This window comes from Rhodoferax sp. LS1P39 (assembly GCF_056521425.1).
Genome location: NZ_JBWMAV010000019.1, coordinates 58,332 through 83,175, shown reverse-complemented (window position 1 = coordinate 83,175; position 24,844 = coordinate 58,332). Strand labels below are relative to the sequence as shown.

The window sequence follows — 24,844 nt, the reverse complement described above, 5'->3', positions numbered from 1 at the left end:
TTTTGGTAAAAAACCTTTTTGAATCAGTGGTTTGCATTCCAAGGGTATCTCCTATGATGGGCAGGCATACCGCTTGCTGAAATGGGGATGGGCCCCGCCTGAGCAGCATCTTTTGCCGCGCAGAAGCCCATTTACATCCACGGAGACGGTATGCAATTAACAAAATTTAAAATAGTGTCGTATTCACTGGCCAGCCTGGCAGGCGCTGCCTTGGCGGCCTGTGGCGGCGGAGGCGATGGTCCGGGTCCATCGGTAGAGGTGGTCTCGTCCCAAGCCGAGCGCGTCAGCGGCGGCACTGCCTTGGTGGATATTGCCGTGGCGGGCAACACCGGGCCGTTGAGGGCCAAGCTCAATGGCACCGATGTGAGCGCCGTGTTCAAAGTCGACCCCCTGCGCACCGGGCACTTGCTGGGCGTGGTGCCGGGTCTGGCGCTGGGCAGCAACACCTTGGTGGTGGGCTTTGGCGGCACCGAAACACGGCTGGCGCTGACCAACTACCCGCTGACCGGCCCCATGCTCTCAGGCCCCCAAACCAGCCCGTACAACTGCCAAACCGCCAGCTTTACCCTGCCCGACGGCAGCAAACTGGGCGCGGCCACCGATGCCCAGTGCTCGGCCCCTACCCAGGTGCAGTACCTGTACCGCGCCACCAGCGGCGGTGCGCTGAAACCCATGCCAGTTACCACCGCCTTGCCCAGCGATGTAGCCACCGCCACCAATACCGCCGGTGTCGCCGTGCCGTTTGTGGTGCGGGTGGAAACCGGCACCATGAACCGGGGCATCTACCAAAATGCCGTGCTGCACGACCCCACGGCAGACGCGGCCCCCAGCCCCACCACGCCACCCAAAGGCTGGAATCGCAAGCTCATCGCCGTGCACGGCACGGGTTGCGCGGGTGGCTGGTACATCCAGGGCGCGGCCATGGGGGTCAGCCCGTACACCGGCACCAACCTCACACGCCTGGGCGAGGGCTACGCCGTCTTCACCAACACCCTGAACCACCCCACCAACAGCTGCAACGCCACCGTGGCGGGCGAAACCACGCTGATGGGCAAAGACCACTTCATCAAAACCTTTGGCGTGCCCAGCGCCACGGTGAGCGTGGGCACCTCGGGCGGTGCCTACACCAGCCTGCAGATTGCGGATGCGTTCCCCGGCCTGCTGGACGGCGTGTACATCGACGCCACTTTCCCAGACGCGCTGTCGATTGCCATGTCGGCCATGGATGCCAAGCTCTTGAACCGCTACTACACCGCCAACAACCTGACCGGCACCACCGAGGCACAGATGGTCAAGGTATCGGGCCACAAATCGGCCCGCGCCTGGTACGACCTGGCCGTGCAGTCGGGACGTACCGACCCGGTGTCGGGCCGCACCGAGACCATTCCCACCACCGGCTCGTTTGGCGGCGCGTATGCGGCAGGGCTGTTCAATGCCGCCGTGCCCGCTGCGCAGCGCTGGAACGCCAGCACCAACCCCACAGGGGCGCGTGCCACGGTGTTTGACATCAACCGCAACGTCTACGGCGTGGATGCCAATGGCTACGCGCTGCGGCCCTTTGACAACGTGGGCGTGCAGTACGGCCTGGCCCAGTTGAACGACGGCAGCATCTCCAAAGAGCAGTTTCTGGAGATGAACGAAAAGATGGGCGGCTATGACCGCGACGGCAACTACACCACCGCCCGCACCGTGGGCGATGCCGGGGCCATCGCCCGGGCCTACCAGTCGGGCCTGCAACTGGGCGGCAACGGCGGCCTGGCCTCCATCCCGGTGTTCGATTCGTCCAACTTCTACGACGAAGACATGTTCTACCACTACCAATGGTTCCACTTTGCGGTGCGCGAACGCATGCTGCAAGCCAATGGCAACACGCAAAACCACGTGATGTGGCGCGGCGGGGTGAGCTTTCCCGACCTGTTCGGCCTGACCACCCCAGGCAAAGCCGAGCGCGCTGCCGTGGCCGCCAAATCGGCTGCCGATGGCTGGCCGCTGTTTGTGCAGTGGGTCGATGCCTACAAGGCCGACACCTCCTCGGCCACCCAGCGCGCCAAGGTCATTGCCAAGAAGCCCGCAGCGGCGGTAGATGGCTGCTTTACCCAGTCCACCACACCCCAGTTCATGGCCGAGACCCAAACCCTGGCCAGCAGCGGCGCGGCGGGCACCTGCAATGCGCTGTACCCCTCGTGGACCTACCCCCGCGCCCAGGCCGGTGCCCCGGTGGCCGCCGACAAGCTGAAATGCCAGACCAAGCCGGTGGCCGCCGCCGACTACCTTGTGGCGTTGAGCGCCGGCGACCTGGCCCGCCTGAACGCGGCATTCCCAAGCGGCGTGTGCGATTGGTCCAAGCCCGGTGTAGGCCAAACTGCCTCGGTGGGGTATGCGTCGTTTGGCCCGTCGCTGGTCAACTTGGTGTTTGATATTTTGAAACCCTAAGGCTCGGGGCTTGAAAATGCCGCATGCCTTCTGAACTCCCGCCAGCGGCCCAGCGCCGCCCGACACCCCTGAAACGAACTGCCGCCGCCGCGCTGGCGGTGGTTTTGCTGCTGGTGGTGTGGGCGGCCTATGGCGTGGCCGAGCGGGTGGGTATTGCTACCCTGGGCATCGCCACGGGGCACCGGCTGGAGCTGTATGCGTCGGGCCTGCAGAGTGAGCTCAAACGCAACGAGTACCTGCCGCCCGTGGTGGCTTTGAACCACGACGTGCTGGCCCTGCTGGCGCACCCCGCAGACCCGGTGCTGCAAGCGGCGGTCAACCGCTACGTGCAAACCGTGACCGAGCAAGCGGGTACCGCGGCGATTTATGTGATGGATGCCAACGGCCTGACGCTGGCCTCCAGCAACTGGAACCAGCCCAGCAGCTTTGTGCACATGAACTTTGCCTACCGCCCGTATTTCCAGGATGCGCTGCAAGGCAAGCCGGGCCGGTTTTACGGGATTGGCGTGGTCAGCCGCGAGGCGGGCTACTACTTTGCCCATGGCATCCAAAGCCAGGGCCGGGTGGTGGGCGTGGTGGCGGTCAAGGTCAACCTGGACCGGCTCGACCGCGCCTGGCAGCAGCCGGGCGAGCGGATTGTGGTGGCCGACGGCAATGGGGTGGTATTTTTGTCGTCCCAGCCTGCGTGGAAGTTCAAAACCCTGGCCGCTTTGTCCGAAGCCACGCGCCAGCGCCTCAAAGCCACGCGCCAATACGCCGAGGCCGACCCGCTGGAGCCGGTGGGCTTCGAACATGTACGCAGCCTGGGCAACGGTGCCGCCATCGTGGCAGTGGCCGATAGTGCCGCCCCGGCCCGTGTGTCGTATTTGTCGCGCAGCAGCCCGGTTGTGGGCACCGACTGGCAGATTGCGGTGCTCAGCGATATTGCGGAACAGCGCGTATTCGCCCGCACCAGTGCCACCATCGCCGCGCTGGCGGTGGTGTTGTCGTATGTGGTGTTGCTGTACTTTTTGCAGCGCCGCAGGTTTGTGCGCGATACCTTGCAGACCCAGGCCGCGCTGCGGCAGGCCAACGAAGACCTGGAGCAAAAAGTCAGCCTGCGCACCAAAGACCTGCGCGGTGCCAACCAGCAACTGCAAACTGAAATTGGGGAGCGCAGGCGTGCCGAAGACACGCTCAAAGCCACCCTGAGCGAGCTGGTCCACGCCGCCAAAATGGCCGCCCTGGGCAAGATCGTGGCGGGCATCACCCACGAGTTGAACCAGCCCCTGGCCGCCTTGCAAACCTTGTCGGCCAACACCGTGGTGTTTCTGGCCCGCGGCCAGCGCGACATCGTGGATTCCAACCTGGCCCTGATTGGCCACCTGGCCCAGCACATGGGCAAGATCACCTCGCAGCTCAAGCTCTTCGCCCGCAAATCCACCGCCGAGCGTCGGCCCGTGGACGTGGCCTACGCCATTGGCAACGCCAGGCTGCTGCTGGCCCAGGTGGCGCGTGAGCGGCCCATCCCGGTGGCGGTGAACACCCCGTTGGATGCCGTGTACGCCCTGTGCGACAGCACCCGGCTGGAGCAGGTGCTGGTGAACCTGCTGGGCAACGCGCTGGATGCCGTAGCCGACACCGATGCGGGGCGGGTGGAGGTGGCTTGCCATGCCGACGGCGATAGCGCGGTGATCGAGGTACACGACAATGGCGCAGGCATTTCTGAAGCCGTAGAACCCCATTTGTTCGAACCGTTTTTCTCCACCAAGCAGCAAGGTGTAGGCCTGGGGCTGGGGCTGGCCATCTCGGCCGATATCGTGCGCGAGTTTGGCGGCAGCCTGACCGCCGGGCGCAGCCCTTTGGGCGGGGCCCTATTTACCGTGAAACTACCTTTGGCGCTGCCAGAACCCCATCCGCATGACTGAAGACCCGCTGATCCTGTTTGTCGAAGACGACCCCGCCGTGCGCCTGGGCAGCACCCAGGCGCTGCAACTGGCGGGCTACCGGGTGCGGGCGGTCAGCTCGGCCGAGCAGGTCATTCCCCACATTGCGCCGGGCTTTCGCGGCGTGCTGGTCACCGATGTCAAGCTGCCCGGCAAAGACGGCCTGCAACTGCTGGAGCACGCCCAACGGGTGGACAGCGGCATTCCGGTAATTTTGGTCACTGGCCACGGCGACATTTCGATGGCCGTGCACGCCATGCGCAGCGGGGCCTACGACTTCATTGAAAAGCCTTTTTCTTCCGAGCAACTGGTGGAGGTGGTGGGTCGTGCCCTGGAAAAGCGCCTGCTCAGCCTGGAGGTGGATGCACTGCGCGGCAAGCTGAAGAATTTTGAGGCGATCGAGGCCAAGATCATTGGCCGCTCCAGCGCCATCGTGGCCCTGCGCCGGGCGATTTTGAACGTGGCATCCACCCCGGCCGACGTGATGATCACCGGCGAAACCGGCACCGGCAAAGAGCTGGTGGCGCGCAGCCTGCACGACTTCAGCAAACGCGCGGCCCAGCCGTTTGCCGCCATCAACTGCGGTGGCTTGCCCGAAGCGCTGTTTGAAAGCGAGGTGTTTGGCCATGAGATGGGCGCGTTCACCGGGGCCGCCAAGCGCCGCATCGGCAAGATCGAACACGCGGCAGGCGGCACCCTGTTTTTGGACGAGATCGAAACCATGCCCGCCACGCTGCAGGTCAAACTGCTGCGCACCCTGCAAGAGCGGCAGTTCGAACGCCTGGGCTCCAACGACCTGCACGCCATGGACTGCCGCGTGCTGGCCGCCACCAAAACCGATTTGCTCCACCCCACCAAAGAGCACCCGTTTCGCAACGACCTGTACTACCGCCTGAGCGTGGTGGTGCTGAACATCCCGCCGCTGCGCGAGCGGCGCGAAGACATTCCCATGCTGCTGTCGCACTTCATGCTGCAAGCCGCGCTGCGCTACGAGCGGCCCGTGCCCGAGCTGGATGCCCAGCAAATGGGCGACTTGCTCAGCCGCCCCTGGCCCGGCAATGTGCGCGAGCTGCGTAACGTGGCCGACCGGCTGGTGCTGGGCATGCCCGACCAGGCCGCCGCCGGACCCACCCCGTCTACGCTGGACGAACAACTGCTGCACTTCGAACGCTACCTCATCACCGAGGCCCTGGCCACTTGCAACGGGCGGGCGGCGGCGGCCAGTGAACGGCTGGGTATTCCCAAAAAAACCCTGTACGACAAGATGAAGCGCCTGGAACTGTCACCCCAAGACTTTAAAGTGGACTGACGGTACAAATATTGCGTGCTTTACGGGGCGCTGCGGTCCGTACGCCAAGTTATATAAGCGTTGTGCAAAGAACGGCTTTGCAGGCCGCCTGGATGGGCGCATGGCGCTATAGTTTCCGCTAGTCTCCAATTTCTCAACCACAGGATTACTCACATGTTGAACGGAAAAACTGCACTCGTCACCGGCTCTACCAGCGGTATCGGTTTGGGTATCGCATTGGAACTGGCCAAGCAGGGTGCCAACATCATCTTGAACGGCTTTGGCGACCATGCGGCTCCCAAGGCCGAGGTCGAGGCGCTGGGCGTCAAGGTGGGCTACAGCGGTGCGGACATGAGCAAGCCCGCCGAGATCGCCGCCATGGTGGCCTATGCCGATGCCGAATTTGGCGGCGTGGACATTCTGGTGAACAACGCCGGCATCCAGTACGTGGCCCCGGTCGAAGAGTTTCCGATCGAAAAGTGGGATGCCATCATCGCCATCAACCTCAGCGCCGCCTTCCACGCCACGCGTTTGGTGATTCCGGGCATGCGCGCCAAAAACTGGGGCCGGGTGATCAGCGTGGCATCGGCCCACGGCCTGGTGGGCTCGGCCAACAAGTCGGCCTATGTGGCCGCCAAGCACGGCGTGGTGGGCATGACCAAGTGCGTGGCCCTGGAAACCGCCACCACCGGCATCACCGTCAACGCCATCTGCCCGGGCTGGGTGCTGACCCCGCTGGTGCAAAAGCAGATCGACGACCGCGCCGCCAAGGAAGGCATCACCGTGGCGCAGGCCACCAAAGAGCTGCTGCAGGAAAAAGAGCCCTCGCTGCAGTTCACCACCCCCGCGCAGCTGGGCGGCCTGGCCGTGTTCTTCTGCTCGCCCGCGGCCGACAACGTGCGCGGCGTGGCCTGGGCGAACGACGGCGGCTGGACGGCCCAGTAATGAGGGATTTAAGGCCGTTTTTCAGGCCTTGAATCACCCTCTAGCGCCTATTAGATGGGCGTAGGCAGCTCCTGTTTTTGATATCAAAAACAGGAGCATTTTTATTTATAGCTTCGCCAGGCGCTCCAGCGCTGCGTGCAGGGTTTCGTCTTTTTTGGCAAAGCAAAACCGCACCACGCGCTGGTCGAAGCCGTTGCCGTAGAACGCCGACAGCGGAATGGCGGCCACGCCGACCTCGCGGGTCAGCCACTGGCAGAAATCCGCCTCGCCCAGGTCGCTCACGTCAGAGATATCCACGCACTGGAAGTAGCTGCCTTCGCTGGGCAGCAGCTTGAATTTGGTGGCGGCCAGTCCGGCGCGGAACAGGTCGCGTTTGCGCTGGTAGAAGGCAGGCAGCTCCAGGTAGGGCGCGGGGTTGGCCAGGTAATGGCTCAGCCCGTGCTGCACGGGCGTGTTGACGGTAAATACGTTGAACTGGTGCACCTTGCGGAACTCGGCCATCAGCGGGGCGGGGGCCACCACGGTGCCGACTTTCCAGCCGGTCACGTGGAAGGTCTTGCCAAAGCTGCTGACGATGAAGGCGCGCGCGGCCAGGCCGGGGTAGCGGGCGGCGCTTTCGTGCTGTTGGCCATCGAACACCATGTGTTCATACACCTCGTCGCTGATCAGCAGCACCTCGGTGGGCTCCAGCAGGTCTTGCAGCGCCAGCATGTCTGCGCGTGACCAGATGGTGGCGCTGGGGTTGTGCGGCGAGTTGATGAGGATGGCGCGGGTGCGGGGCGTGATGGCGGCGGCGATTTTTTCGAAGTTGGGGCGGAAGGTACGGGGCGTCAGCGGCACCCGCACCGCCGTGCCACCGGCCAACTCGATGTTGGGCACGTAGCTGTCGTAGCAGGGCTCCAGCACGATGACTTCGTCACCGGGGCGCACGACGGCCAGGATGGCGGTGATGATGCCCTGGGTGGCCCCGGCCGTTATGGTGATCTCGGTCGCAGCGCTGTATTTGCGGGCGTGGAGTGCTTCAATTTTTGCAGCAACCGCCTCGCGCAGCGCCGGAATGCCGGGCATGGGCGGGTACTGGTTCAGGCCCTGCTGCATGGCCTCGGCCACGGCCTGTACCAACGCGGGGTCGCAGTTGAAATCCGGGAAGCCCTGGCCCAGGTTCACCGCGTTGTGCTGGGCGGCCAGGGCCGACATCACGGTGAAGATGGTGGTGCCCACTAACGGGAGCTTGGTTTGGATGGCAGGGGTACGAGGATGCATGCTAGAGCTCATAGTCGTTAACGTGTCCAGACATAGCCTGCGCCACCAAATTCCGGTCCAGCCGGTCGCTCAGCAGCTCGGCAAACTTATAAACGAAATTGCGCAGATACGCACTGCGTTTGAACGCCACGCGGGCGACGTTCACGCCAAACAAAATGCCGCCGGGGCGCACGATCAAATCCGAATTGACATCGTCGCGCACCGCCATTTCGGCCACGATGCCGATGCCCAGGCCCAGGCGCACATAGGTCTTGATCACGTCGGAGTCGATGGCTTCCAGGGCGATGCGGGGCACCAGCTTGCGGGCGGCAAAGGCCTGGTCGATCTTGGTGCGGCCGGTGAACGACGGGTGGTAGGTAATTATCGGCTCCTGCGCAATATCCTCCAGCGTGAGGCGCTCTTTTTTTGCGAGCGGATGGTTGGCCGGAAAGACGATCACATGCTGCCATTCGTAGCAGGGCAGGGTGACCAATTCGGTGTAGTTGGACAGCGATTCGGTGGCGATGCCGATCTCGGCCACTTCGTCGATCAGCATGCGGGCCACCTGGTCGGGGGCGCCCTGGTGCAGGCTCACGTTCACCTTGGGATAGGCCTCGCGCAGCTTGGCCACCGGCACCGGCAGCACGTAGCGCGCCTGGGTATGGGTGGTGGCAATCGACAGGGTGCCGCTGTCTTGCGCGCTGAACTGTTCGCCTATGCGTTTGAGGTTGCCCACCTCGCGCATGATGACTTCGATGCTGCTGAGCACGTGCTGGCCGGGCTCGGTGATGCGTTTGAGGCGCTTGCCGTGGCGGGCAAAAATCTCCACGCCCAGCTCTTCTTCCAGCTCGATGATGGCTTTGGAGACCCCGGGTTGGGAGGTGTGCAGGGCTTTGGCGGCTTCGGTCAGGTTCAGCCCGCGCCGGGCGGCTTCCTGCACAAAGCGGAATTGGTGTAGGTTCATATCGAATTTCAGCTTATATTGAAATTCATTATGCCCGAATCATCTATACCAGCTTTCATGGACTCGGGTGCAGAGCACCCCGAGCCATGAAAGTTGTTTCACGTTAAGGTTCCAATGCGATCTTGGCGAGCAGGGCGACCAGTTGCGGATTCTCGCCCACCGCCGCCTGCAGAACGATGTCTACGCCCGGGTGCTGCTGGCGCAGGCCGTCCATCAGCACCGGCAGGTCTTCGCGCACATGCCGGCCCACGCCCAGGAACATGGGCACCACGGTGAGTTGCTGCGCGCCCTGGGCGACGCATTGCGCGGCGGCGGTGGGCAGGTCGGGCGTGGTCAGCTCCAGAAATGCGCAGGCCACCTGCACCTGCGGGTCGGTGGCGGCCACCTGGGCGGCCACGGCTTCCATCGGCAAACGCCACAGCGGGTCGCGCGAACCGTGGGCAAACAAAATAACGGCACGTTGTGTTTTTTTAGGCATGTAGGTCGCTCCAGGAGTCGTATTTACATCACGGCGTTGATAAGAAGGCTATCTGCGCCAAAAACACCGTGGAACTGGCTCCGCCAGGCCACTGGTGTTGCCCCCTGCAAGGGGGTTGGCGCTGCGACACAAAGTGCGCAAGCCTGGGGGTGCTCTTAGCTATTCAACGTCTTAAAACCAGCCAGCCAAACGCGGCCAGCGAGAGCATGGAATAGATGAAGCCCGGCGCGGCTGCGGTCAGCCAGGGCTGCCAGTTTTGCAGGTTGCCGATGTAGCCAAACACGTTGTTCAGCAAAAAGAAGCTGATGCCCGCCATCACGCCGCCAAACACATAGGTGGTGATGCCCCCGGCGCGGAAGTGCAGGTAGGCAAACGGCAGGGCCAGCACCACCATCACCAGGCAGCTCAGCGGGTAAAACACCTTGCGCCAGAACTCGATCTCGTAGCGCTGGGCCGACTGGCCGTTGGCGTTGAGGTGGCGGATGTACTGGAACAGGTCCAGCGTGGCCATGCGGTCGGGCTTGAGCAGGGCGGTGGTCACCATTTCGTTGGTGATCTCGGTGGGCCAGCGGTAGCTGGGGAGGCGCTGGCGCTCCACGCTGGCGGTGTCGGTGGCCTGGGTGTCCTGGGTGTGGAAGCGGCTGCGCTCCACGTTGTTCAGCGTCCAGGCACCGTCGCCCGCGAATTCTCCGGATTCGGCGTGCATGAGTGCCACCAACAGGCCGTTCTGGTCGAATTCGAAGATGCGCACGCCCTGCATCCGGCCCTGGGCACCCAGCGCGCTGACGTTGGCGGCAAACGAATGGTCGGCCTGCTTTTCCTTCAGCCAGGCCCCGGTTTGCCCGATGGTGATGCCGCCCTGGTAGCGTGCCTTGACGAGCTGCGCAGCGCGGCCCGACACCGGGGCCAGGTAGTCGCCAATGGCAAAGGTCAGCACCACAAAGGCCAGCCCCAGTACCAGCAGGGTGTGCAGCGCCCGCCACGGCCCCAGGCCGCTGGTGCGCAATATGGTGTATTCGGAGCTTTGCGCCAGCCGGGCCATGACAAAGATGGTGCCAATCAGCACGGTGATGGGCAGCAGCTCGTACAGGTGGCTGGGCACCATCAGCCCCACCACCATCAGCGCATGGGTGACCTGGTAGCCGTTGGCGCCGCCCTTGCCCACCCAGCGCAATTCGTCCACAAAGTCGAAAAAGAAAAACAGCGCCAGGAAACCCAGCGTCACAAACCCCACGGCGATGAGGATTTCTTTGTACAGCAGTTGGCGGATGGTCTTCATGCTGCGGCTCCGGCAGGTTTGCGCGGCAACAGATTGCGCCAGGACCAGTGGTGGTGGCGCGCCAGCAGCCAGGTGGTGGCCAGCACCAGTACGCCGCCGTGCAGGCCCAGCATGAATGGGGTGAACCCGATGGCGCCGTTGGTAATCCAGTTCTGGCCCAGGTTGAGCAGGTTGTAGTACACAACAAAGGCAAACAGCGCAAACAGGATGTTGCCGCCCCGGCCTGAGCGCGGGTTGCCACCCGACAAGGCCAGCGCAATCACCACAAAGTTCATCGCCGCCAGCGCCAAGCTGAGCCGCCAGGCCAGCTCGCCCAGGTACAGCGGCGTGGGCTCGCGCACCAGGTCCATGCTGGAGAGTGCCCGCGAAGATGGGCCGTCCAGTGTGCCCATGGCATCGCCGCCGATGCGGGTGCCGTATTCCTTGAACTCGCTGACCTTGAGGTCGGGCTGGCCCAGGGTGGACTCCAGCCGCTGGCCGTTGCGCAGGATCAGAAACTGCTGCTCGTTGACGCGGTCGATCGAGGCGCTGCGGGCCGAGGTGACAGTTTCCTTGCCGCGCTCGATGGAGGAAATGAAGATGTTGTTGCCGCTGCGCTTGTCGGCGCCATCCTCGCCGGTTTGCTTGTCGATAAAAAACACCCGGTTGCCGTTGGCCGATTCCTGGAATTGCCCCGGCGCAATGCGGTCCAGGTCGCCGCGCTGCTCGTAGCGGTCTTTCATGCCCTGGATCTGCTGGTTGGACCACGGCCACACCACCAGCGCCAGCGCCGCCACCGCCAGCAGAATCGGCCAGGCAAAGCGAAACAGGGGCCGCAGCAGCCCTACCAAGCCTTGGCCGCTGGCGAACCAGATCACCATTTCGCTGTCGCTGTACATGCGTGACAGCGTGCTGACCACGGCCACAAACAGGCTCAGCGTGAGGATGGTGGGCAGGTAGCCCAGTACGGTGTAGCCCAGCACCATCATCACCTCGGACGGGTTGACCGAGCCTTTGGCCGCCTGGCCCAGGGTGCGGATCAGCATCATGGTCATGACGATGGTGACCAGGGCCACCAGCGTGGCGCCAAAACCGCGCGCCAACTCTTTACGTATAGAAGAATGGAATAACATCGTTGACGGATTGCAAGCTACCGTGTGGCGGCCATCTCTAGCCCCACCCACACGACAACACGACTAAATTTATGAACTTTGAACTGAAATCTCTGGACCTGGCCGCCTGCGCCGCCGAGAAATGCGATGCCCTGATTGTGCTGGTGTCCGAGGTCTTTGCGCCTGGCAAGGACGCATTGTCTCAGTTGATTGCCCAGGCCCGCGCGTCGGGGGATTTGGAGGCCAAGCCCGGCAAGCTGCTGCAAATGTACCGCCCGGCTGCGGCGGCGGCCACCCGGGTGCTGCTGGTGGGCGTGGGCGACGGCTCGGTGCGCCACGTGCGCCAGGCCGTAGCCACCGCCGTGGGCGCCGCCAAGGGCCCGACGCTGCGCAAGGTGCTGATCAGCTTTGCCGGTGCCCCCGCCCAGAAGGCCGTGCGCGCGGTGGTGCAGTGCGTGGCCGAGGCCACCTATGTCTACACCACCACCAAGTCCAAGCCCGAAGGCCGCGTGCTGGCCAACGTCTGGCTATGCGCCCCCGATGCGGCAGCGGCCCAGGCCGAGCTGGCCCTGGGCACCGCCACGGTAGCCGGAGTCGAGCTGGCCAAGGAATGGGCCAACCGCCCCGGCAACCACGCCACGCCCACGCTGCTGGGCACGGCGGCCAAGTCGCTGGCGCGCTTCCCCAAGATACGCTGCGAGGTGCTGGGGCCCAAAGAAGTGGCCGCACTCGGCATGGGCTCGTTCATGTCGGTGGCCCAGGGCTCCAAGGAGCCGCTGCGCTTCATCGTGCTGCACTACAGCGGCGCGGCCAAGGCCAACGCCCCTACCGTGCTGGTCGGCAAGGGCATCACTTTTGACACCGGCGGCATCTCCATCAAGCCTGCCGCCGAAATGGACGAGATGAAGTTCGACATGTGCGGTGCCGCCAGCGTGCTGGGCGTGTTCCGCGCGCTGGGCGACTTGAAGCCCGCCATCAACGTGGTCGGCCTGATCCCGGCCTGCGAAAACATGCCCGACGGCGGCGCAGTCAAGCCTGGCGACGTGGTCACCAGCATGAGCGGCCAGACCATCGAAAACCTCAACACCGATGCCGAAGGCCGCCTGGTGTTGTGCGATGCGCTCACTTACGCCGCCCGCTTCAAGCCCCGCGCCGTGATCGACATCGCCACCCTCACCGGTGCCTGCGTCGTGGCCCTGGGCGGCGTGCGCAGCGGCATGTTCTCGGCGGATGATGCGCTGGCGGCTGCCCTGCAAGCCGCAGGCGAATCCGCCATGGACCCGTGCTGGCGCCTGCCGCTGGACGACGAGTACGGCGAAGGCCTGAAGTCCAACTTTGCCGACATGGCCAATGTGGCCGGGCGTGCGGGTGGGGCCATTACCGCCGCCAAGTTCCTGCAAAAGTTCACCGGCAAAATGCCTTGGGCACACCTGGACATTGCCGGCACCGCCTGGAAGAGCGGCGCGGTCAAGGGCGCGACTGGTCGGCCTGTCGGTTTGTTGCTGGATTACGTGTTAAATCAGTCTCCAGCGCTTATTCCACCAGCGCAAGTAGCTACTAAAACGATAGTAAAACGCAAAACAGCAGCCCCTGCGGTGGCCGCCACGGCCAAGACTGCGCCCAAGGCTCCGACCAAAGCCCCGCGCAAGACGGTAGCCAAGTAAAGCTGTTAGCCCGCCCATGACCCACGTAGAGTTCCACTTCAACGCGCCCGACAAGATCGCCTACGCCTGCCGTCTGCTGCGCAAGGCCAGCCGCCAGGGCGGGCGGGTGGTGGTGGTGGCGGGGCCTGATTTGCTGCAGGCGCTGGACGCGGCCCTGTGGAGCTTCAGCGCCACCGACTTCGTCGCCCACACCCTGGCCACCCAGGATGCGCAGGTGTTGGCGGCGTCGCCCGTGCTGCTGCTGGAGTCAGCGCTGGAGGCCCCGCACCAGCAGGTGCTGCTGCAATTGGGCGACACCGTGCCCGCCGGGTTCGAGCGCTTTGAGCGGCTCATCGAAGTGGTCACCCTGGAAGAGGACGACCGCGTGCTGGCCCGCCAGCGCTGGAAGCATTACGCAGGCCGTGGCTACGCCGTGCAACGCAAGGATTTGGAACTGAAAGAGCCCGCATGATGGTTGATTCCCCCCGCCAACCCCCGCGTTTCGTGCCCACACTCACCGAAGTGGTGCAGCCCATTTCGGTGCCTGTCGCCCCTGCGACACCCCCCGGATTCATCTCTGCGGAGGCCCTGGAAGACCAAATCATCCACCGCGTGATGCAGCGCATCGACCTGTCGCTGGAGCGACGTTTGCGCGAGGCGGTAGCGGCCATGGTGCTGCAGCAAACCCAGTCTTTGGTTCCGCGTTTGCGCGAAGAAATCGAGTTTGTGGTGCGCCAATCGGTGTCCGATGCAGTGGCCGACGAGCTGGCTACGCGCATGCCTTAAACGGTAAAAATACCGGTTTTGTATGCCCCAAATGGGCGCAAAAACGGTTGTCCGCGTGTTCCCTATGTTTCGGGCCTAAAAATTGCGGTATGGTTCGGCCCGTGGATTTACCCATTCACTGTGTCTATCGCTATCCAGCCATTTTGTACATTGGAGTTTTTATGCAAATGAAGTTGAAATTGACCGTAGCTGCTGCCATTACTGCTGTGGCAGGTATGGCTTCTGCCCAGGACGTGCAGGTCGTAAAAATCGGCCACGTTGCGCCCATGTCGGGTGGTCAGGCCCACTACGGTAAAGACAACGAAAACGGTGCACGCATGGCCGTGGAAGACTTGAACACCCAAAACGTCGTGATTGGCGGCAAGAAGATCAAGTTCGAGTTGATGGCTGAAGACGATGCTGCCGATCCAAAGCAAGGCACGGCCGCTGCGCAAAAGCTGTGCGATGCCAAGGTCAACGGCGTGGTGGGCCACCTGAATTCGGGCACCACCATCCCCGCATCCAAGGTCTACAACGACTGCGGTATTCCCCACATCACTGGCGCGGCTACCAACCCCAACCTGACCAAGCCAGGCTACAAAACCACCTACCGCATCATTGCCAATGACAACTCGCTGGGTGCAGGGCTGGCCTTCTACGCTGTTGACGCACTGAAGCTGAAGAAAGTCGCCATCATTGACGACCGTACCGCCTACGGCCAAGGCGTTGCCGATGTGTTCAAGAAGACCGCCATGGCCAAGGGCATGACGGTTGTGGACGAGCAGTTCACCACCGACAAAGCCACCGACTTCATGGCCATCCTGACCTCCATCAAGGCCAAGGCACCCGATGCCATCTTCTTCGGCGGCATGGATCCCCAGGCTGGCCCGATGCTGCGCCAGATGGAACAGCTGGGCATGGCCAACGTCAAGTATTTCGGCGGTGACGGCCTGTGCACCAACGAAGTGGCCAAGCTGGCTGCCGGTGCCAAGACGCTGGAAAACGTGGTTTGCGCTGAAGGCGGTGCATCCCTGGTGAAGATGCCTGGCGGCGTGGAATGGAAGAAGAAGTACGATGCCAAGTACCCTGGCCAGTTCCAGATCTACAGCCCGTACACCTACGATGCCACGATGGTGCTGGTCGATGCCATGAAGCGCGCCAACTCCACCGACCCCAAGGTCTACACCGCCGAGTTGCTCAAGACCAACTACAAGGGCGTAACCACCACCATCAGCTTCGAGCCTAACGGCGAACTGAAGAACCCATCGATCACCCTGTCGGTCTACAAAGACGGCAAGAAGACCGCGCTGAACTAAGCAGTTCCAGCACCCCCAAAAAAGCCACCGCGAGGTGGCTTTTTTGCGTCTGGTGGTTTGCTACATATTCAGTAGCTTCTAGCGCCCATGCGATAAGCACGGGCGGCCTAAAAAGCATACAAATTTACGCCCGGGCGTCGCCCCAGCGCAGTTGCGCCATGTCGTCGCCGCGGTACAGGGTTTCACCGGCGCGGTCCACGCAGTAGTTGGGCGAGACGATCATCTCGAAGAAGTGCATGTCGGCGGCGATGCGGGTGTACTCGAACAGGATGCTGCGGGTGACCTTGGCACCCGAGCGGATCACGCTGCCATGGCCGATCCAGCACGGGCCGATGATGGTGGCACCCGGCTCTACCTTCACGCTGGAGCCCAGGTACACCGGGCCCTGGATGTTGCATTGGTCCCAGGCGATGGAGGTGTTCAGGCCCACCCAGATGCCGGGCTTGACCTCGCGGCCCGGAATGTTCATCTGCGCCACTTCGCCGCGCAGCACGCGTTGCAGCACCGACCAGTAGTCGCTGACTCGGCCAATGTCGATCCAGTTGAAGAAGCGCTTCTGGGCGTAGAAGGGCAGCTTTTCGGCCACCAGCTGTGGGAACAGTTCGGAGCCGATGTCGTACACCTTGTTGGCCGGGATCATGTCGATGACCTCGGGCTCGAAGATATAGATGCCGGTGCTGGCCAGGGTGGACTGGGCCTCTTCGGGCTTGGGTTTTTCCTGGAAGGACTGGATCTGCCCTTGCTCATTGGCCACCACAATGCCGTAGTTGGAGACTTCGTTGAGTGGCACGTCCAGCGTCACCACGCTGGCGATGGCACCCTTGGTCTTGTGTTCGTGCAGGGCCGCGCCGATGTCCAGGTCGATCAGTGCGTCGCCGCACAGCACCAGGGTGGGTTCGTCAAAAAAGCCGCTGAAATCCTGGATGCGCCGCATGCCGCCGGCCGAGCCAAAGGGCTTGGGAATCACGTCGCCATGTTCGCGCACGCCTTCGTAGGCATAGCCGATCTGCACGCCCCAGCGGTGGCCATCGCCAAAATACTGTTCGATCTTGTGGTGGTGGTAGGCCACATTCACCATGATTTCTTTGATGCCGTAGTTGGCCAGGTGCTCGATCAGGTATTCCATGACCGGCTTGCCCAAAATCGGCACCATAGGCTTGGGCAAGTCTTTCGTCAGCGGGCGCACCCGCGTACCTTGCCCTGCCGCCAAAATCATTCCCTTTGCCATGCTGGTATTTCCCTATTTAGTATGAGCTGAATGTCACGCACAGATTATGAGCGGTAAGTCTGAAGGTTCTAAGACGACCGTATTGCAGTGCAGCAATCTTGCCAGCGCATAGTGGGGGATCTCCAGCGGGTTGACTGTGCGGTGGCTAACACACGTAACACACGGAAACAAAAAAAAGGCCTGTCGTTGTAATAACGACAGGCCTTGTCTTGGCGGAACAGGCGGGATTCGAACCCGCGGAGGGCTATTAACCCTCACACGCTTTCCAGGCGTGCGACTTAAACCACTCATCCACCGTTCCTAAGCCCACAAGTATAGCAGTCAATGGGCCGCATTTCGGCCCGGCACCGCATGTTTCTCCAGATCTTCCAGCAGCACAAATTCCAGCGCCCGGATGTGGGTGGACTCCAGCACCACCTGCGGGGCCACGCCGGCCTCGAAGGCTTCTTTCCAGCGGTTGGCGCACAGGCACCAGCGGTCGCCAGGGCGCAGACCGGCAAAGCGCCACTGGGGGCGTGGCGTGGTGAGGTCGTTGCCACGGGCCAGCGAGAAGGCCAGAAACTCGGCGGTGACCTTGGTACAGACCACGTGGGAGCCGCTGTCGGTCTCGTCGGTGCTGCAGCAGCCGTCGCGGAAGTAGCCCGTCAGCGGGTCGTAGGAGCAGGGCACCAGTTCGTTGCCCAGCACGTTGTGTTCGATGGCAGGGGTGTCCATGGCGGTCCTAGGAAGCTTTGACGGTGTTGACCATCTTCATGGCGGAGCCGATCAGGGCCGACACTTCGGTCATGTTGCTGGGCACGATCAAGGTGGTGTGGGCGTTGGCGGCCACCTTGGCGTAGGCCTCCACGGCCTTTTCGGCCACCTTGAGCTGTACCGCCTGCTCGCCGCCCGGCTGGCGGATGGCGGCGGCCACCAGTTCAATCGCGTGGGCGTTGGCCTGGGCCACGGCGGTAATCGATGCCGCTTCGCCCTGTGCCTTGTTGATGACGGCCTGCTTTTCGCCCTCGGAGCGGGCGATGAAGGCCTCGCGCTCGCCGGTGGCGATGTTGATCTGCTCCTGGCGGCGGCCTTCGGAGGCGGCGATCAGCGCGCGCTTTTCGCGTTCGGCGGTGATCTGCGCCTGCATGGCGTGCAGGATTTCCTTCGGGGGTGTCAGGTCCTTGATCTCGTAGCGCAGCACTTTCACACCCCAGTTCAGGGCGGCCTCGTCGATGGCGGCCACCACCTGGGCGTTGATGATGTCGCGCTCTTCAAAGGTCTTGTCCAGCTCCAGCTTGCCGATCACGCTGCGCAGCGAGGTTTGCGCCAGTTGGCTGATGGCCATGATGTAGTTGCTGGAGCCGTAGCTGGCGCGCATGGCATCGGTCACCTGGAAGTACAGGATGCCATCCACCTGCAGCTGGGTGTTGTCGCGGGTGATGCAGACCTGGCTGGGGATGTCGAGCGGGATTTCTTTCAGCACATGCTTGTAGGCCACCCGGTCTATAAACGGCACCAGAAAGTTCAGGCCCGGGGTCAGCGTGCCGTGGTATTTGCCCAGGCGCTCGATCACCCAGGCGTGCTGCTGGGGCACGACCTTCAGGGTGCGGCTGATGAAGATGGCGGCAATAACGAGTACGACGATGGCAATTTCCATAAAGGCTCCGGTTAGATACTTGAGTGTTTCACAGTTTGTCGACCAAAAGCCGGTTGCCGATGACCTCGACCACGCGGTGCGGGCCGGGGGAGGGCGCGTTGCCGGGGCGGTGCAGCACCGTCCAGTTGGCCCCCCGGTAATGCACCTGGGCCGTACCGTCGGGGCTCCAGGTATCGACCTGCACGGTTTCACCGATGTCCAGATTCACATCCGGGTTGGCGTTGGCGGGCAGGCTGTGGGGGCGCTGGCTGCGGATGCGGTGCCACAGCACCACGGCACCGCCGCCCACCGCGCTGGCCACCAGCGTTTGCACCACGGTGCTGACACCCGCATAGGCCGCTAGTGCGGCTGCCGCAAAGCCCAGGGCCAGCATCAGCAAATAGAAGGTGCCGGTGAGCAATTCGGCCACGATGGCCCCGCCTGCCAGCAGCCACCAGATCGTCGATTCCGCCATAGAGTGCCTTTGCTTGTATTCGTATCGCCACATTTTGGGACCAAATCCGGGGGCCGCCCCAGAAGCTTCATACGAAGTCCTTACACTTCGCGCCTGTTTTGATCATTTAGCTTGCGTTTATTTGGCTGGAGGCCGGCATGAAGTTTCGTTTCCCTATCGTCATCATCGATGAAGATTTTCGCTCCGAGAACACCTCGGGCCTGGGCATCCGCGCCCTGGCCCAGGCGATAGAGACAGAGGGGCTGGAGGTACTGGGGGTCACCAGCTACGGCGACCTGTCCAAATTTGCCCAGCAGCAAAGCCGCGCCAGCGCGTTCATTTTGTCGATCGACGACGAAGAATTCTCGCCCGGCCCCGACCACGACCCGGTGGTGCTGAACCTGCGCCATTTCATCGAAGAAGTGCGCCGCAAGAACCTGGATGTGCCCATCTACATCTACGGCGAAACCAAAACCTCGCAGCACATTCCCAACGACATCCTGCGCGAGCTGCACGGCTTCATCCACATGTTCGAGGACACGCCCGAGTTCGTGGCGCGCCACATCATCCGCGAAGCCAAAAGTTACCTGGAGGGCGTGCAGCCGCCGTTCTTCAAGGCCCTGCTGGACTACGCCGAAGACGGCTCCTACTCCTGGCACTGCCCCGGCCATTCCGGTGGCGTAGCCTTCTTGAAGAGCCCGGTGGGCCAGATGTACCACCAGTTCTACGGCGAAAACATGCTGCGCGCCGACGTGTGTAACGCGGTGGAGGAGCTGGGCCAGTTGCTGGACCACAACGGCGCGATTGGCGAGAGCGAGCGCAACGCCGCGCGCATCTTCAACGCCGACCACTGCTTCTTTGTGACCAACGGCACCAGCACCAGCAACAAGATGGTCTGGCACCACACCGTGGCCCCCGGCGACGTGGTGGTGGTCGACCGCAACTGCCACAAGTCCAACCTGCACGCCATCATCATGACCGGCGCGATCCCGGTGTTTTTGAAGCCCACGCGCAACCACTTCGGCATCATCGGCCCCATCCCCAAGAGCGAGTTCGAGCCCGCCGCCATCAAAGCCAAGATCCGCGCCAACCCGCTGCTGCAGCACGTGGATGCCGACACCATCAAGCCGCGCATCCTGACCATCACGCAAAGCACCTACGACGGCGTGCTCTACAACACCGAAACCATCAAGACCATGCTCGATGGTTACGTGGAAAACCTGCATTTCGACGAAGCCTGGCTGCCGCACGCCGCCTTCCACCCGTTCTACGGCAGCTACCACTCGATGGGCAAGAAGCGCATCCGCCCCAAGCACGCCGTGGTGTATGCCACGCAAAGCATCCACAAGCTGCTGGCCGGTATCAGCCAGGCCAGCCACGTGCTGATCCAGGACTCGCAAAACGTCAAGCTGGACCGCCACCTCTTTAACGAGGCCTACCTGATGCACACCAGCACCAGCCCGCAGTACAGCATCATCGCCAGTTGCGACGTGGCCGCTGCCATGATGGAGCCGCCCGGCGGCACCGCGCTGGTGGAAGAAAGCATTGCCGAAGCCCTGGACTTCCGCCGCGCCATGCGCAAGGTGGACGAGGAATACGGTGCCGACTGGTGGTTCAAGGTCTGGGGACCCGACAAGCTGGTGGAGGAGGGCATTGGCCGCGCCACCGACTGGATCATCAAGGGCGAATCCAAGTCCAACGCCAAGGCCAACTGGCACGGCTTTGGCAAGATGGCCACCGGCTTCAACATGCTGGACCCGATCAAGTCCACCATCGTCACGCCCGGCATGGACCTGAACGGCAAGTTCGCCAAGACCGGCATCCCCGCCAGCATCGTCACCAAGTTTTTGGCCGAGCACGGCGTGGTGGTGGAAAAAACCGGCTTGTACAGCTTCTTCATCATGTTCACCATCGGCATCACCAAGGGCCGCTGGAACAGCATGCTGACCGCGCTGCAGCAGTTCAAGGACGACTACGACAAGAACCAGCCGATGTGGCGCATCCTGCCCGAGTTCTGCCAGAAGCACCGGCGCTACGAACGCATGGGCCTGGCCGACCTGTGCCAGCACCTGCACAACCTGTATGCCAAGTACGACATTGCCCGGCTCACCACCGACATGTACCTCAGCGACCTGACCCCGGCCATGAAGCCCAGCGATGCCTACGCCCACATCGCCCTGCGCAAGACCGAGCGCGTGGCCATTGACGACCTGGAAGGCCGCATCACCGTGGGCCTGGTCACGCCCTACCCACCGGGCATTCCGCTGTTGATCCCGGGTGAAGTGTTCAACAAGAAGATCGTGGATTACCTGAAGTTCTCGCGCGAGTTCAACACCCAGTGCCCTGGCTTCGAGACCGACATCCACGGCCTGGTGGAAGAAGTGGACGACAACGGCAAACACCACTACTTCGCAGACTGCGTAAGGTAGCGGCTCACCCCCAGGCTACAGTGCTTCGCATCTTTCGCCAACCCCCTTGCAGGGGGCGATACCTACGGCCCGGCAAAGCCGGTTCCGTGGTATCTCTGGAAGGGGCGTTTATGTCGTCAAGGGTGGCAGAAAGTGCTTAGGTGGTTAAACCACAAAGTTCAGTCTGCTATTGAATTAAGAGCTGCTCGTGCTTATTAAATAAGCGCTAGCGGCTCTTTTTATATAAATTTTGCTGGCACTTGAATCCAAAGCCCTGCCGCGCTCCGTATTGGTCTCAGCCGCATATTCGGCTTGTTTCCTAACTACCAGGAGCCTCGCATGGCCTCGATCCAAACCACCCGCACAATTGCCTCTTTCAGCCTGGCCGCCGTCATGGCCGCTGTGTCTTTTGCCTCCATGGCCGCCGACGTGATGGTCGGTGGCGCACCGATGATGGCCTCCAAGGACATCATCGACAACGCCGTTAACTCCAAGGACCACACCACCCTGGTGGCCGCCGTCAAGGCTGCGGGCCTGGTGGATACGCTCAAGAGCGCAGGCCCGTTCACTGTGTTCGCACCCACCAACGCCGCCTTTGCAGCTTTGCCTGCCGGCACGGTAGACACCTTGCTCAAGCCCGAAAACAAGGGCACGCTGACCACGGTGCTGACCTACCACGTGGTGGCCGGCAAATTTGATGCCGCTGCCATCAGCAAGATGATCATGGACGGCAAGGGCATGGCCACGATCAAGACGGTGAGCGGCGGCACCCTGACGGCCAAGGCCAGCGGTGGCAAGGTCATGGTGACCGATGAAAAGGGCGGCACCGCCACCGTGACCATCGCCGATGTGTACCAGTCCAACGGCGTGATCCACGTCGTGGACAAGGTTTTGTTGCCTAAGTAACTACAAGTCTGCGTCTTCGCGCAGCCGTAAAAAGCTCGCAAAGCGCGGAATCCCGCTGGGGTTGGTGTCCCGATACCGGTACGTCACCCAACTCCCCAGCGCAGGCGGATCGCGCCGCTGGGCATCGCTGAAACCGGTGCCCAGCTTGAATTTTTGGCCCTCGGGTGTTTCCACCTGCAGGGCCCCCAACAGGCCCGCATACTTGCCCCGGCCCGCCACATGGCCCACTACGCGGGCTTCGGCATCTTCAAACGGTTTCAATTTCAGCAGGTCGTCTGTGGTCGGGCTGGCCAGCAATGCATCGCCCCGGTGCAGCACCAGGCCTTCGCCCCCCGCCTGCACCGTCTGGCGCAGCAGCGCCTGCAAGGCCGCCTGGCTGGCCACGCGCATCTGGGCCACCGGCTGCACCCAGGCGGGTAGCGCCAGTTGCAGCAGGGCGGCCAGGCGCAAGTCGAAGATGCCGCTGTGCCCGGGCAGGTCAAACAGCCGGTAGCGCATCTGCCGCCAAGCCGCCTCGCCCGCATCTGCCTGCCGCACTGTGGACACCGCCGTGGCAAAAGCCCCGTGCCCGGCCCACAGCTCGCCGTCCAGCGCCACCGATGGCCAGCCTGCAGTAAACCACGCGGGCTGGCTGATGCGCTGGCCGCCCCGGGTCCACAGCTGGCTGCCGTCCCAGTAGCCGCGCACGCCGTCCAGCTTCTCGCTGACCCAGTAGCCCGCCAGCACCCTACCGGGGCGGTAGGCGGTGGGCCGCTGCAGCGCGGACGGGCTGGCGCGGCTGTGCAATGGGGTGGTGGCTGCAACGGCAAGTAACAGGCGTTGCAGCAGCGCCCGGCGGTGGAGTGGAGCGGGCGGTGCAGATGTAAGCATGCCGCCAATCTACGCCAAAGCGGTCGGTTCTGGGGCATTTTTGGACGCTTTTTGGCTACTCGCCGGTAGCCAGAACTTGGTACATTGGGCTGGGTTACTTCCTGACGTGACCGCACCCAACCTAATTTTGGAGACTCTTCCGCATGCCCATTTCCTACTTTCGCCCCGCGCTGATTGCCACTGCCGCTGCCCTGTGTTGCGCCGCCCAGGCCGCCTCTGTGGCCCCGGTGGCCGCCGAAAACGGCATGGTCGTTACCGCCCAGCATCTGGCCACCCAGGTCGGTGTGGATGTCCTCAAGCGCGGCGGTAACGCCATCGATGCCGCCGTGGCCGTGGGCTATGCGCTGGCCGTGGTCTACCCCGCAGCGGGTAACCTGGGCGGTGGCGGCTTCATGACGGTGCAGCTGGCCGATGGCCGCAAGACCTTCTTCGATTTCCGCGAAAAAGCCCCTCTGGCCGCCACCGCCAACATGTACCTGGATGCCGACGGCAATGTGGTCAAGGGTGCCAGCACCCATGGCTACCTGGCGGTAGGCATCCCCGGCTCGGTGGCCGGTTTTGAAGAAGCCCGCACCAAGTACGGCACCATGGGCCGCGCCAAGCTGCTGGCCCCGGCCATCCAGCTGGCCGAGCGCGGCTTTGTGCTGCAAGAGGGCGACATCGACATGCTGAAAACCTCCACCGAAGACTTCAAGAAAGACGCGCCATCCGCTGCCATCTTCTTGAACAAAGGCGAACCGTTCCAGATCGGCCAGAAGCTGGTGCAAAAAGACCTGGCCAAAACCTTGAAACTGGTCAGCCAGAAGGGCCCGGACGGCTTCTACAAGGGCACGGTCGGTGCCCACATCGTGGCCGCCAGCCAGGCCGGCAAGGGCATCATCACCCAGGAAGACCTGAACCAGTACAAGGTGCGCGAACTGGCCCCGGTGGAGTGCGACTACCGCGGCTACCGCATCGTCTCGGCCCCGCCTCCCAGCTCGGGCGGCGTGGTGATCTGCGAGATTTTGAACATCGTCGAAGGCTACCCGCTCAAGGAGCTGGGCTTCCGCTCGGCCCAGGCCGTGCACTACCAGATCGAGGCCATGCGCCACGCCTACCTGGACCGCAACAGCTACCTGGGCGACCCCGACTTCGTGAAGAACCCGCTGGAGCGCCTGCTCGACAAAGGCTATGCCGCCAAGATCCGCGCCGCCATCGACCCCAGCAAGGCCGCTGTCTCCAAAGACCTGAAGCCCGGCGTGGCCCCGCACGAAGGCAGCAACACCACCCACTACTCCATCGTCGATAAGTTGGGCAATGCCGTCTCCGTCACCTACACGCTGAACGACTGGTTCGGCGCCAAGGTCACCGCCGCCAAGACCGGCGTGCTGCTGAACAACGAAATGGACGACTTCACCTCCAAGGTGGGCGTGCCCAACCTGTACGGCCTGGTGCAGGGCGAAGCCAACAAGATCGAACCCGGCAAGCGCCCCCTGAGCTCCATGAGCCCCACCATCGTCAGCAAAGATGGCAAGCCCGTCATGGTGGTTGGCACCCCCGGCGGCAGCCGCATCATCACAGCCGTCACGCACACCATCCTGAACGTCATCGACTACGGCATGAACGTGCAAGAGGCCGTGGACGCACCGCGCTTTCACCAGCAGTGGCTGCCCGACATGACCAATATGGACACCTTCGGCATCAGCCCCGACACCCGCAAAATCCTGGAGGGCATGGGCCACAACCTGGGCGTGCCGCAGCCCGCCAACCACCTGGCCGCCATCCTGGTGGGTGCCCCGTCGCTGGAAGGCAAGCCGCGTGGCAACTTCCGCTTCTACGGTGCCAATGACCCGCGTCGCAATACCGGCTTGGCTGCCGGGTACTGAGTTCGCTGGAGGTAAGCGGCTACAGTTTTTGTAGCTGCTTGCGCTTATGTGATAAGCGCGAGGGGGTGTTTCGACTGCTTGGGCGGATGGGGTGCCATGGCGATCCTCGACCGGGCGCACCGCCCGGTC

The 24,844-nt window shown here is 63.0% G+C and carries 21 protein-coding genes and 1 tRNA gene; 11 read left to right on the top strand and 11 right to left on the bottom strand.

All coding sequences use genetic code 11. The features are described from left to right. Positions 1-150: 150 nt before the first annotated feature. From AC097O_RS22510 to AC097O_RS22495, 4 genes are all read left to right on the top strand, one after another. Positions 151-2,433 carry a DUF6351 family protein gene (locus AC097O_RS22510; RefSeq protein WP_479595194.1) on the top strand — a complete coding sequence of 761 codons (2,283 nt, stop codon included), beginning with the start codon at positions 151-153 and terminating at the stop codon, positions 2,431-2,433. Between the two features lie 23 nt (positions 2,434-2,456). Next, on the top strand, positions 2,457-4,340 hold the full coding sequence (locus AC097O_RS22505; protein ID WP_479595193.1) for a sensor histidine kinase: 1,884 nt from the start codon (positions 2,457-2,459) through the stop codon (positions 4,338-4,340). After that, a complete protein-coding gene (locus AC097O_RS22500; protein ID WP_479595192.1) occupies positions 4,333-5,667 on the top strand; it encodes a sigma-54-dependent transcriptional regulator in 1,335 nt (444 codons plus the stop codon). The genes AC097O_RS22505 and AC097O_RS22500 overlap by 8 nt, the downstream gene beginning before the upstream one ends. 153 nt (positions 5,668-5,820) lie before the next feature. Further along, positions 5,821-6,591 (top strand): 3-hydroxybutyrate dehydrogenase, encoded by a 771-nt coding sequence (locus AC097O_RS22495; RefSeq protein WP_479595191.1) that lies wholly within the window; start codon positions 5,821-5,823, stop codon positions 6,589-6,591. Between the two features lie 105 nt (positions 6,592-6,696). Here AC097O_RS22495 and AC097O_RS22490 read toward each other — a convergent pair whose 3' ends face one another. From AC097O_RS22490 to lptF, 5 genes are all read right to left on the bottom strand, one after another. Beyond that, positions 6,697-7,866 carry a pyridoxal phosphate-dependent aminotransferase gene (locus AC097O_RS22490; RefSeq protein ID WP_479595190.1) on the bottom strand — a complete coding sequence of 390 codons (1,170 nt, stop codon included), beginning with the start codon at positions 7,864-7,866 and terminating at the stop codon, positions 6,697-6,699. After that, on the bottom strand, positions 7,856-8,797 hold the full coding sequence (locus AC097O_RS22485; protein ID WP_315204741.1) for a CysB family HTH-type transcriptional regulator: 942 nt from the start codon (positions 8,795-8,797) through the stop codon (positions 7,856-7,858). The genes AC097O_RS22490 and AC097O_RS22485 overlap by 11 nt, the downstream gene beginning before the upstream one ends. A 103-nt stretch (positions 8,798-8,900) precedes the next feature. Further along, a complete protein-coding gene (locus AC097O_RS22480) occupies positions 8,901-9,275 on the bottom strand; it encodes a sirohydrochlorin chelatase (protein WP_479595189.1) in 375 nt (124 codons plus the stop codon). A gap of 163 nt (positions 9,276-9,438) precedes the next feature. Next, positions 9,439-10,554, bottom strand: a complete 1,116-nt coding sequence (gene lptG, locus AC097O_RS22475; protein ID WP_479595188.1) for an LPS export ABC transporter permease LptG — start codon at positions 10,552-10,554, stop codon at positions 9,439-9,441. Further along, positions 10,551-11,666, bottom strand: a complete 1,116-nt coding sequence (lptF, locus tag AC097O_RS22470; protein WP_479595187.1) for an LPS export ABC transporter permease LptF — start codon at positions 11,664-11,666, stop codon at positions 10,551-10,553. Before lptF ends, lptG begins: the two co-directional genes overlap by 4 nt. Positions 11,667-11,737: 71 nt before the next feature. Here lptF and AC097O_RS22465 point away from each other — a divergent pair, with 71 nt between their 5' ends. From AC097O_RS22465 to AC097O_RS22450, 4 genes are all read left to right on the top strand, one after another. Continuing rightward, the gene (locus AC097O_RS22465) at positions 11,738-13,309 is read left to right on the top strand and encodes a leucyl aminopeptidase (protein ID WP_479595186.1); all 1,572 of its coding nucleotides are present in this window, start codon (positions 11,738-11,740) and stop codon (positions 13,307-13,309) included. A gap of 16 nt (positions 13,310-13,325) precedes the next feature. Beyond that, entirely contained in the window at positions 13,326-13,760 is a 435-nt protein-coding gene (locus AC097O_RS22460; protein ID WP_479595185.1) for a DNA polymerase III subunit chi, read from the top strand. Further along, positions 13,760-14,074 carry a hypothetical protein gene (locus AC097O_RS22455; protein ID WP_315183250.1) on the top strand — a complete coding sequence of 105 codons (315 nt, stop codon included), beginning with the start codon at positions 13,760-13,762 and terminating at the stop codon, positions 14,072-14,074. Before AC097O_RS22460 ends, AC097O_RS22455 begins: the two co-directional genes overlap by 1 nt. A 161-nt stretch (positions 14,075-14,235) precedes the next feature. Then, positions 14,236-15,369: a branched-chain amino acid ABC transporter substrate-binding protein gene (locus AC097O_RS22450; protein WP_479595184.1), complete on the top strand. Its 1,134-nt coding sequence runs from the start codon at positions 14,236-14,238 to the stop codon at positions 15,367-15,369. A gap of 124 nt (positions 15,370-15,493) precedes the next feature. On the opposite strand, the gene AC097O_RS22445 is transcribed toward AC097O_RS22450, so the two are convergent. The 5 genes from AC097O_RS22445 to AC097O_RS22425 form a co-directional block, all read right to left on the bottom strand. Then, positions 15,494-16,597, bottom strand: coding sequence for a nucleotidyltransferase family protein (locus tag AC097O_RS22445; protein ID WP_479595183.1), 1,104 nt, complete (start codon positions 16,595-16,597; stop codon positions 15,494-15,496). 210 nt (positions 16,598-16,807) lie between these two features. Further along, positions 16,808-16,898, bottom strand: a tRNA-Ser gene (locus AC097O_RS22440). Positions 16,899-16,918: 20 nt separating this feature from the next. After that, positions 16,919-17,311: a DUF2237 family protein gene (locus tag AC097O_RS22435; protein ID WP_479595182.1), complete on the bottom strand. Its 393-nt coding sequence runs from the start codon at positions 17,309-17,311 to the stop codon at positions 16,919-16,921. Positions 17,312-17,318: 7 nt separating this feature from the next. Further along, on the bottom strand, positions 17,319-18,233 hold the full coding sequence (locus AC097O_RS22430) for an SPFH domain-containing protein (RefSeq protein WP_479595181.1): 915 nt from the start codon (positions 18,231-18,233) through the stop codon (positions 17,319-17,321). Between the two features lie 28 nt (positions 18,234-18,261). Beyond that, positions 18,262-18,687, bottom strand: a complete 426-nt coding sequence (locus AC097O_RS22425) for an NfeD family protein (protein ID WP_479595180.1) — start codon at positions 18,685-18,687, stop codon at positions 18,262-18,264. A 137-nt stretch (positions 18,688-18,824) separates the two neighbouring features. Between AC097O_RS22425 and AC097O_RS22420 the strand changes: the two genes are divergently transcribed. Further along, entirely contained in the window at positions 18,825-21,095 is a 2,271-nt protein-coding gene (locus tag AC097O_RS22420) for an Orn/Lys/Arg family decarboxylase (RefSeq protein ID WP_479595179.1), read from the top strand. Positions 21,096-21,413: 318 nt separating this feature from the next. Beyond that, positions 21,414-21,980, top strand: a complete 567-nt coding sequence (locus AC097O_RS22415; RefSeq protein ID WP_479595178.1) for a fasciclin domain-containing protein — start codon at positions 21,414-21,416, stop codon at positions 21,978-21,980. Here AC097O_RS22415 and AC097O_RS22410 read toward each other — a convergent pair whose 3' ends face one another. Continuing rightward, the gene (locus tag AC097O_RS22410; RefSeq protein WP_479595177.1) at positions 21,981-22,850 is read right to left on the bottom strand and encodes a DNA ligase; all 870 of its coding nucleotides are present in this window, start codon (positions 22,848-22,850) and stop codon (positions 21,981-21,983) included. It lies immediately after the preceding gene. Positions 22,851-22,993: 143 nt separating this feature from the next. Here AC097O_RS22410 and ggt point away from each other — a divergent pair, with 143 nt between their 5' ends. Then, entirely contained in the window at positions 22,994-24,715 is a 1,722-nt protein-coding gene (gene ggt, locus AC097O_RS22405) for a gamma-glutamyltransferase (protein ID WP_479595176.1), read from the top strand. Positions 24,716-24,844: the final 129 nt, after the last annotated feature.

Bases quoted from the DNA above. Each gene is read 5' to 3' on its own strand.
- AC097O_RS22430 (WP_479595181.1), bottom strand. From the start codon at position 18,233: ATGGAAATTGCCATCGTCGTACTCGTTATTGCCGCCATCTTCATCAGC.
- lptG (WP_479595188.1), bottom strand. From the start codon at position 10,554: ATGAAGACCATCCGCCAACTGCTGTACAAAGAAATCCTCATCGCCGTG.
- AC097O_RS22450 (WP_479595184.1), top strand. From the start codon at position 14,236: ATGCAAATGAAGTTGAAATTGACCGTAGCTGCTGCCATTACTGCTGTG.
- AC097O_RS22415 (WP_479595178.1), top strand. From the start codon at position 21,414: ATGGCCTCGATCCAAACCACCCGCACAATTGCCTCTTTCAGCCTGGCC.
- AC097O_RS22425 (WP_479595180.1), bottom strand. From the start codon at position 18,687: ATGGCGGAATCGACGATCTGGTGGCTGCTGGCAGGCGGGGCCATCGTG.
- AC097O_RS22445 (WP_479595183.1), bottom strand. From the start codon at position 16,597: ATGGCAAAGGGAATGATTTTGGCGGCAGGGCAAGGTACGCGGGTGCGC.
- AC097O_RS22480 (WP_479595189.1), bottom strand. From the start codon at position 9,275: ATGCCTAAAAAAACACAACGTGCCGTTATTTTGTTTGCCCACGGTTCG.
- AC097O_RS22510 (WP_479595194.1), top strand. From the start codon at position 151: ATGCAATTAACAAAATTTAAAATAGTGTCGTATTCACTGGCCAGCCTG.
- AC097O_RS22495 (WP_479595191.1), top strand. From the start codon at position 5,821: ATGTTGAACGGAAAAACTGCACTCGTCACCGGCTCTACCAGCGGTATC.
- AC097O_RS22410 (WP_479595177.1), bottom strand. From the start codon at position 22,850: ATGCTTACATCTGCACCGCCCGCTCCACTCCACCGCCGGGCGCTGCTG.
- AC097O_RS22420 (WP_479595179.1), top strand. From the start codon at position 18,825: ATGAAGTTTCGTTTCCCTATCGTCATCATCGATGAAGATTTTCGCTCC.
- AC097O_RS22500 (WP_479595192.1), top strand. From the start codon at position 4,333: ATGACTGAAGACCCGCTGATCCTGTTTGTCGAAGACGACCCCGCCGTG.
- AC097O_RS22460 (WP_479595185.1), top strand. From the start codon at position 13,326: ATGACCCACGTAGAGTTCCACTTCAACGCGCCCGACAAGATCGCCTAC.
- ggt (WP_479595176.1), top strand. From the start codon at position 22,994: ATGCCCATTTCCTACTTTCGCCCCGCGCTGATTGCCACTGCCGCTGCC.
- AC097O_RS22490 (WP_479595190.1), bottom strand. From the start codon at position 7,866: ATGAGCTCTAGCATGCATCCTCGTACCCCTGCCATCCAAACCAAGCTC.
- AC097O_RS22435 (WP_479595182.1), bottom strand. From the start codon at position 17,311: ATGGACACCCCTGCCATCGAACACAACGTGCTGGGCAACGAACTGGTG.
- AC097O_RS22465 (WP_479595186.1), top strand. From the start codon at position 11,738: ATGAACTTTGAACTGAAATCTCTGGACCTGGCCGCCTGCGCCGCCGAG.
- AC097O_RS22505 (WP_479595193.1), top strand. From the start codon at position 2,457: ATGCCTTCTGAACTCCCGCCAGCGGCCCAGCGCCGCCCGACACCCCTG.
- lptF (WP_479595187.1), bottom strand. From the start codon at position 11,666: ATGTTATTCCATTCTTCTATACGTAAAGAGTTGGCGCGCGGTTTTGGC.
- AC097O_RS22485 (WP_315204741.1), bottom strand. From the start codon at position 8,797: ATGAACCTACACCAATTCCGCTTTGTGCAGGAAGCCGCCCGGCGCGGG.
- AC097O_RS22455 (WP_315183250.1), top strand. From the start codon at position 13,760: ATGGTTGATTCCCCCCGCCAACCCCCGCGTTTCGTGCCCACACTCACC.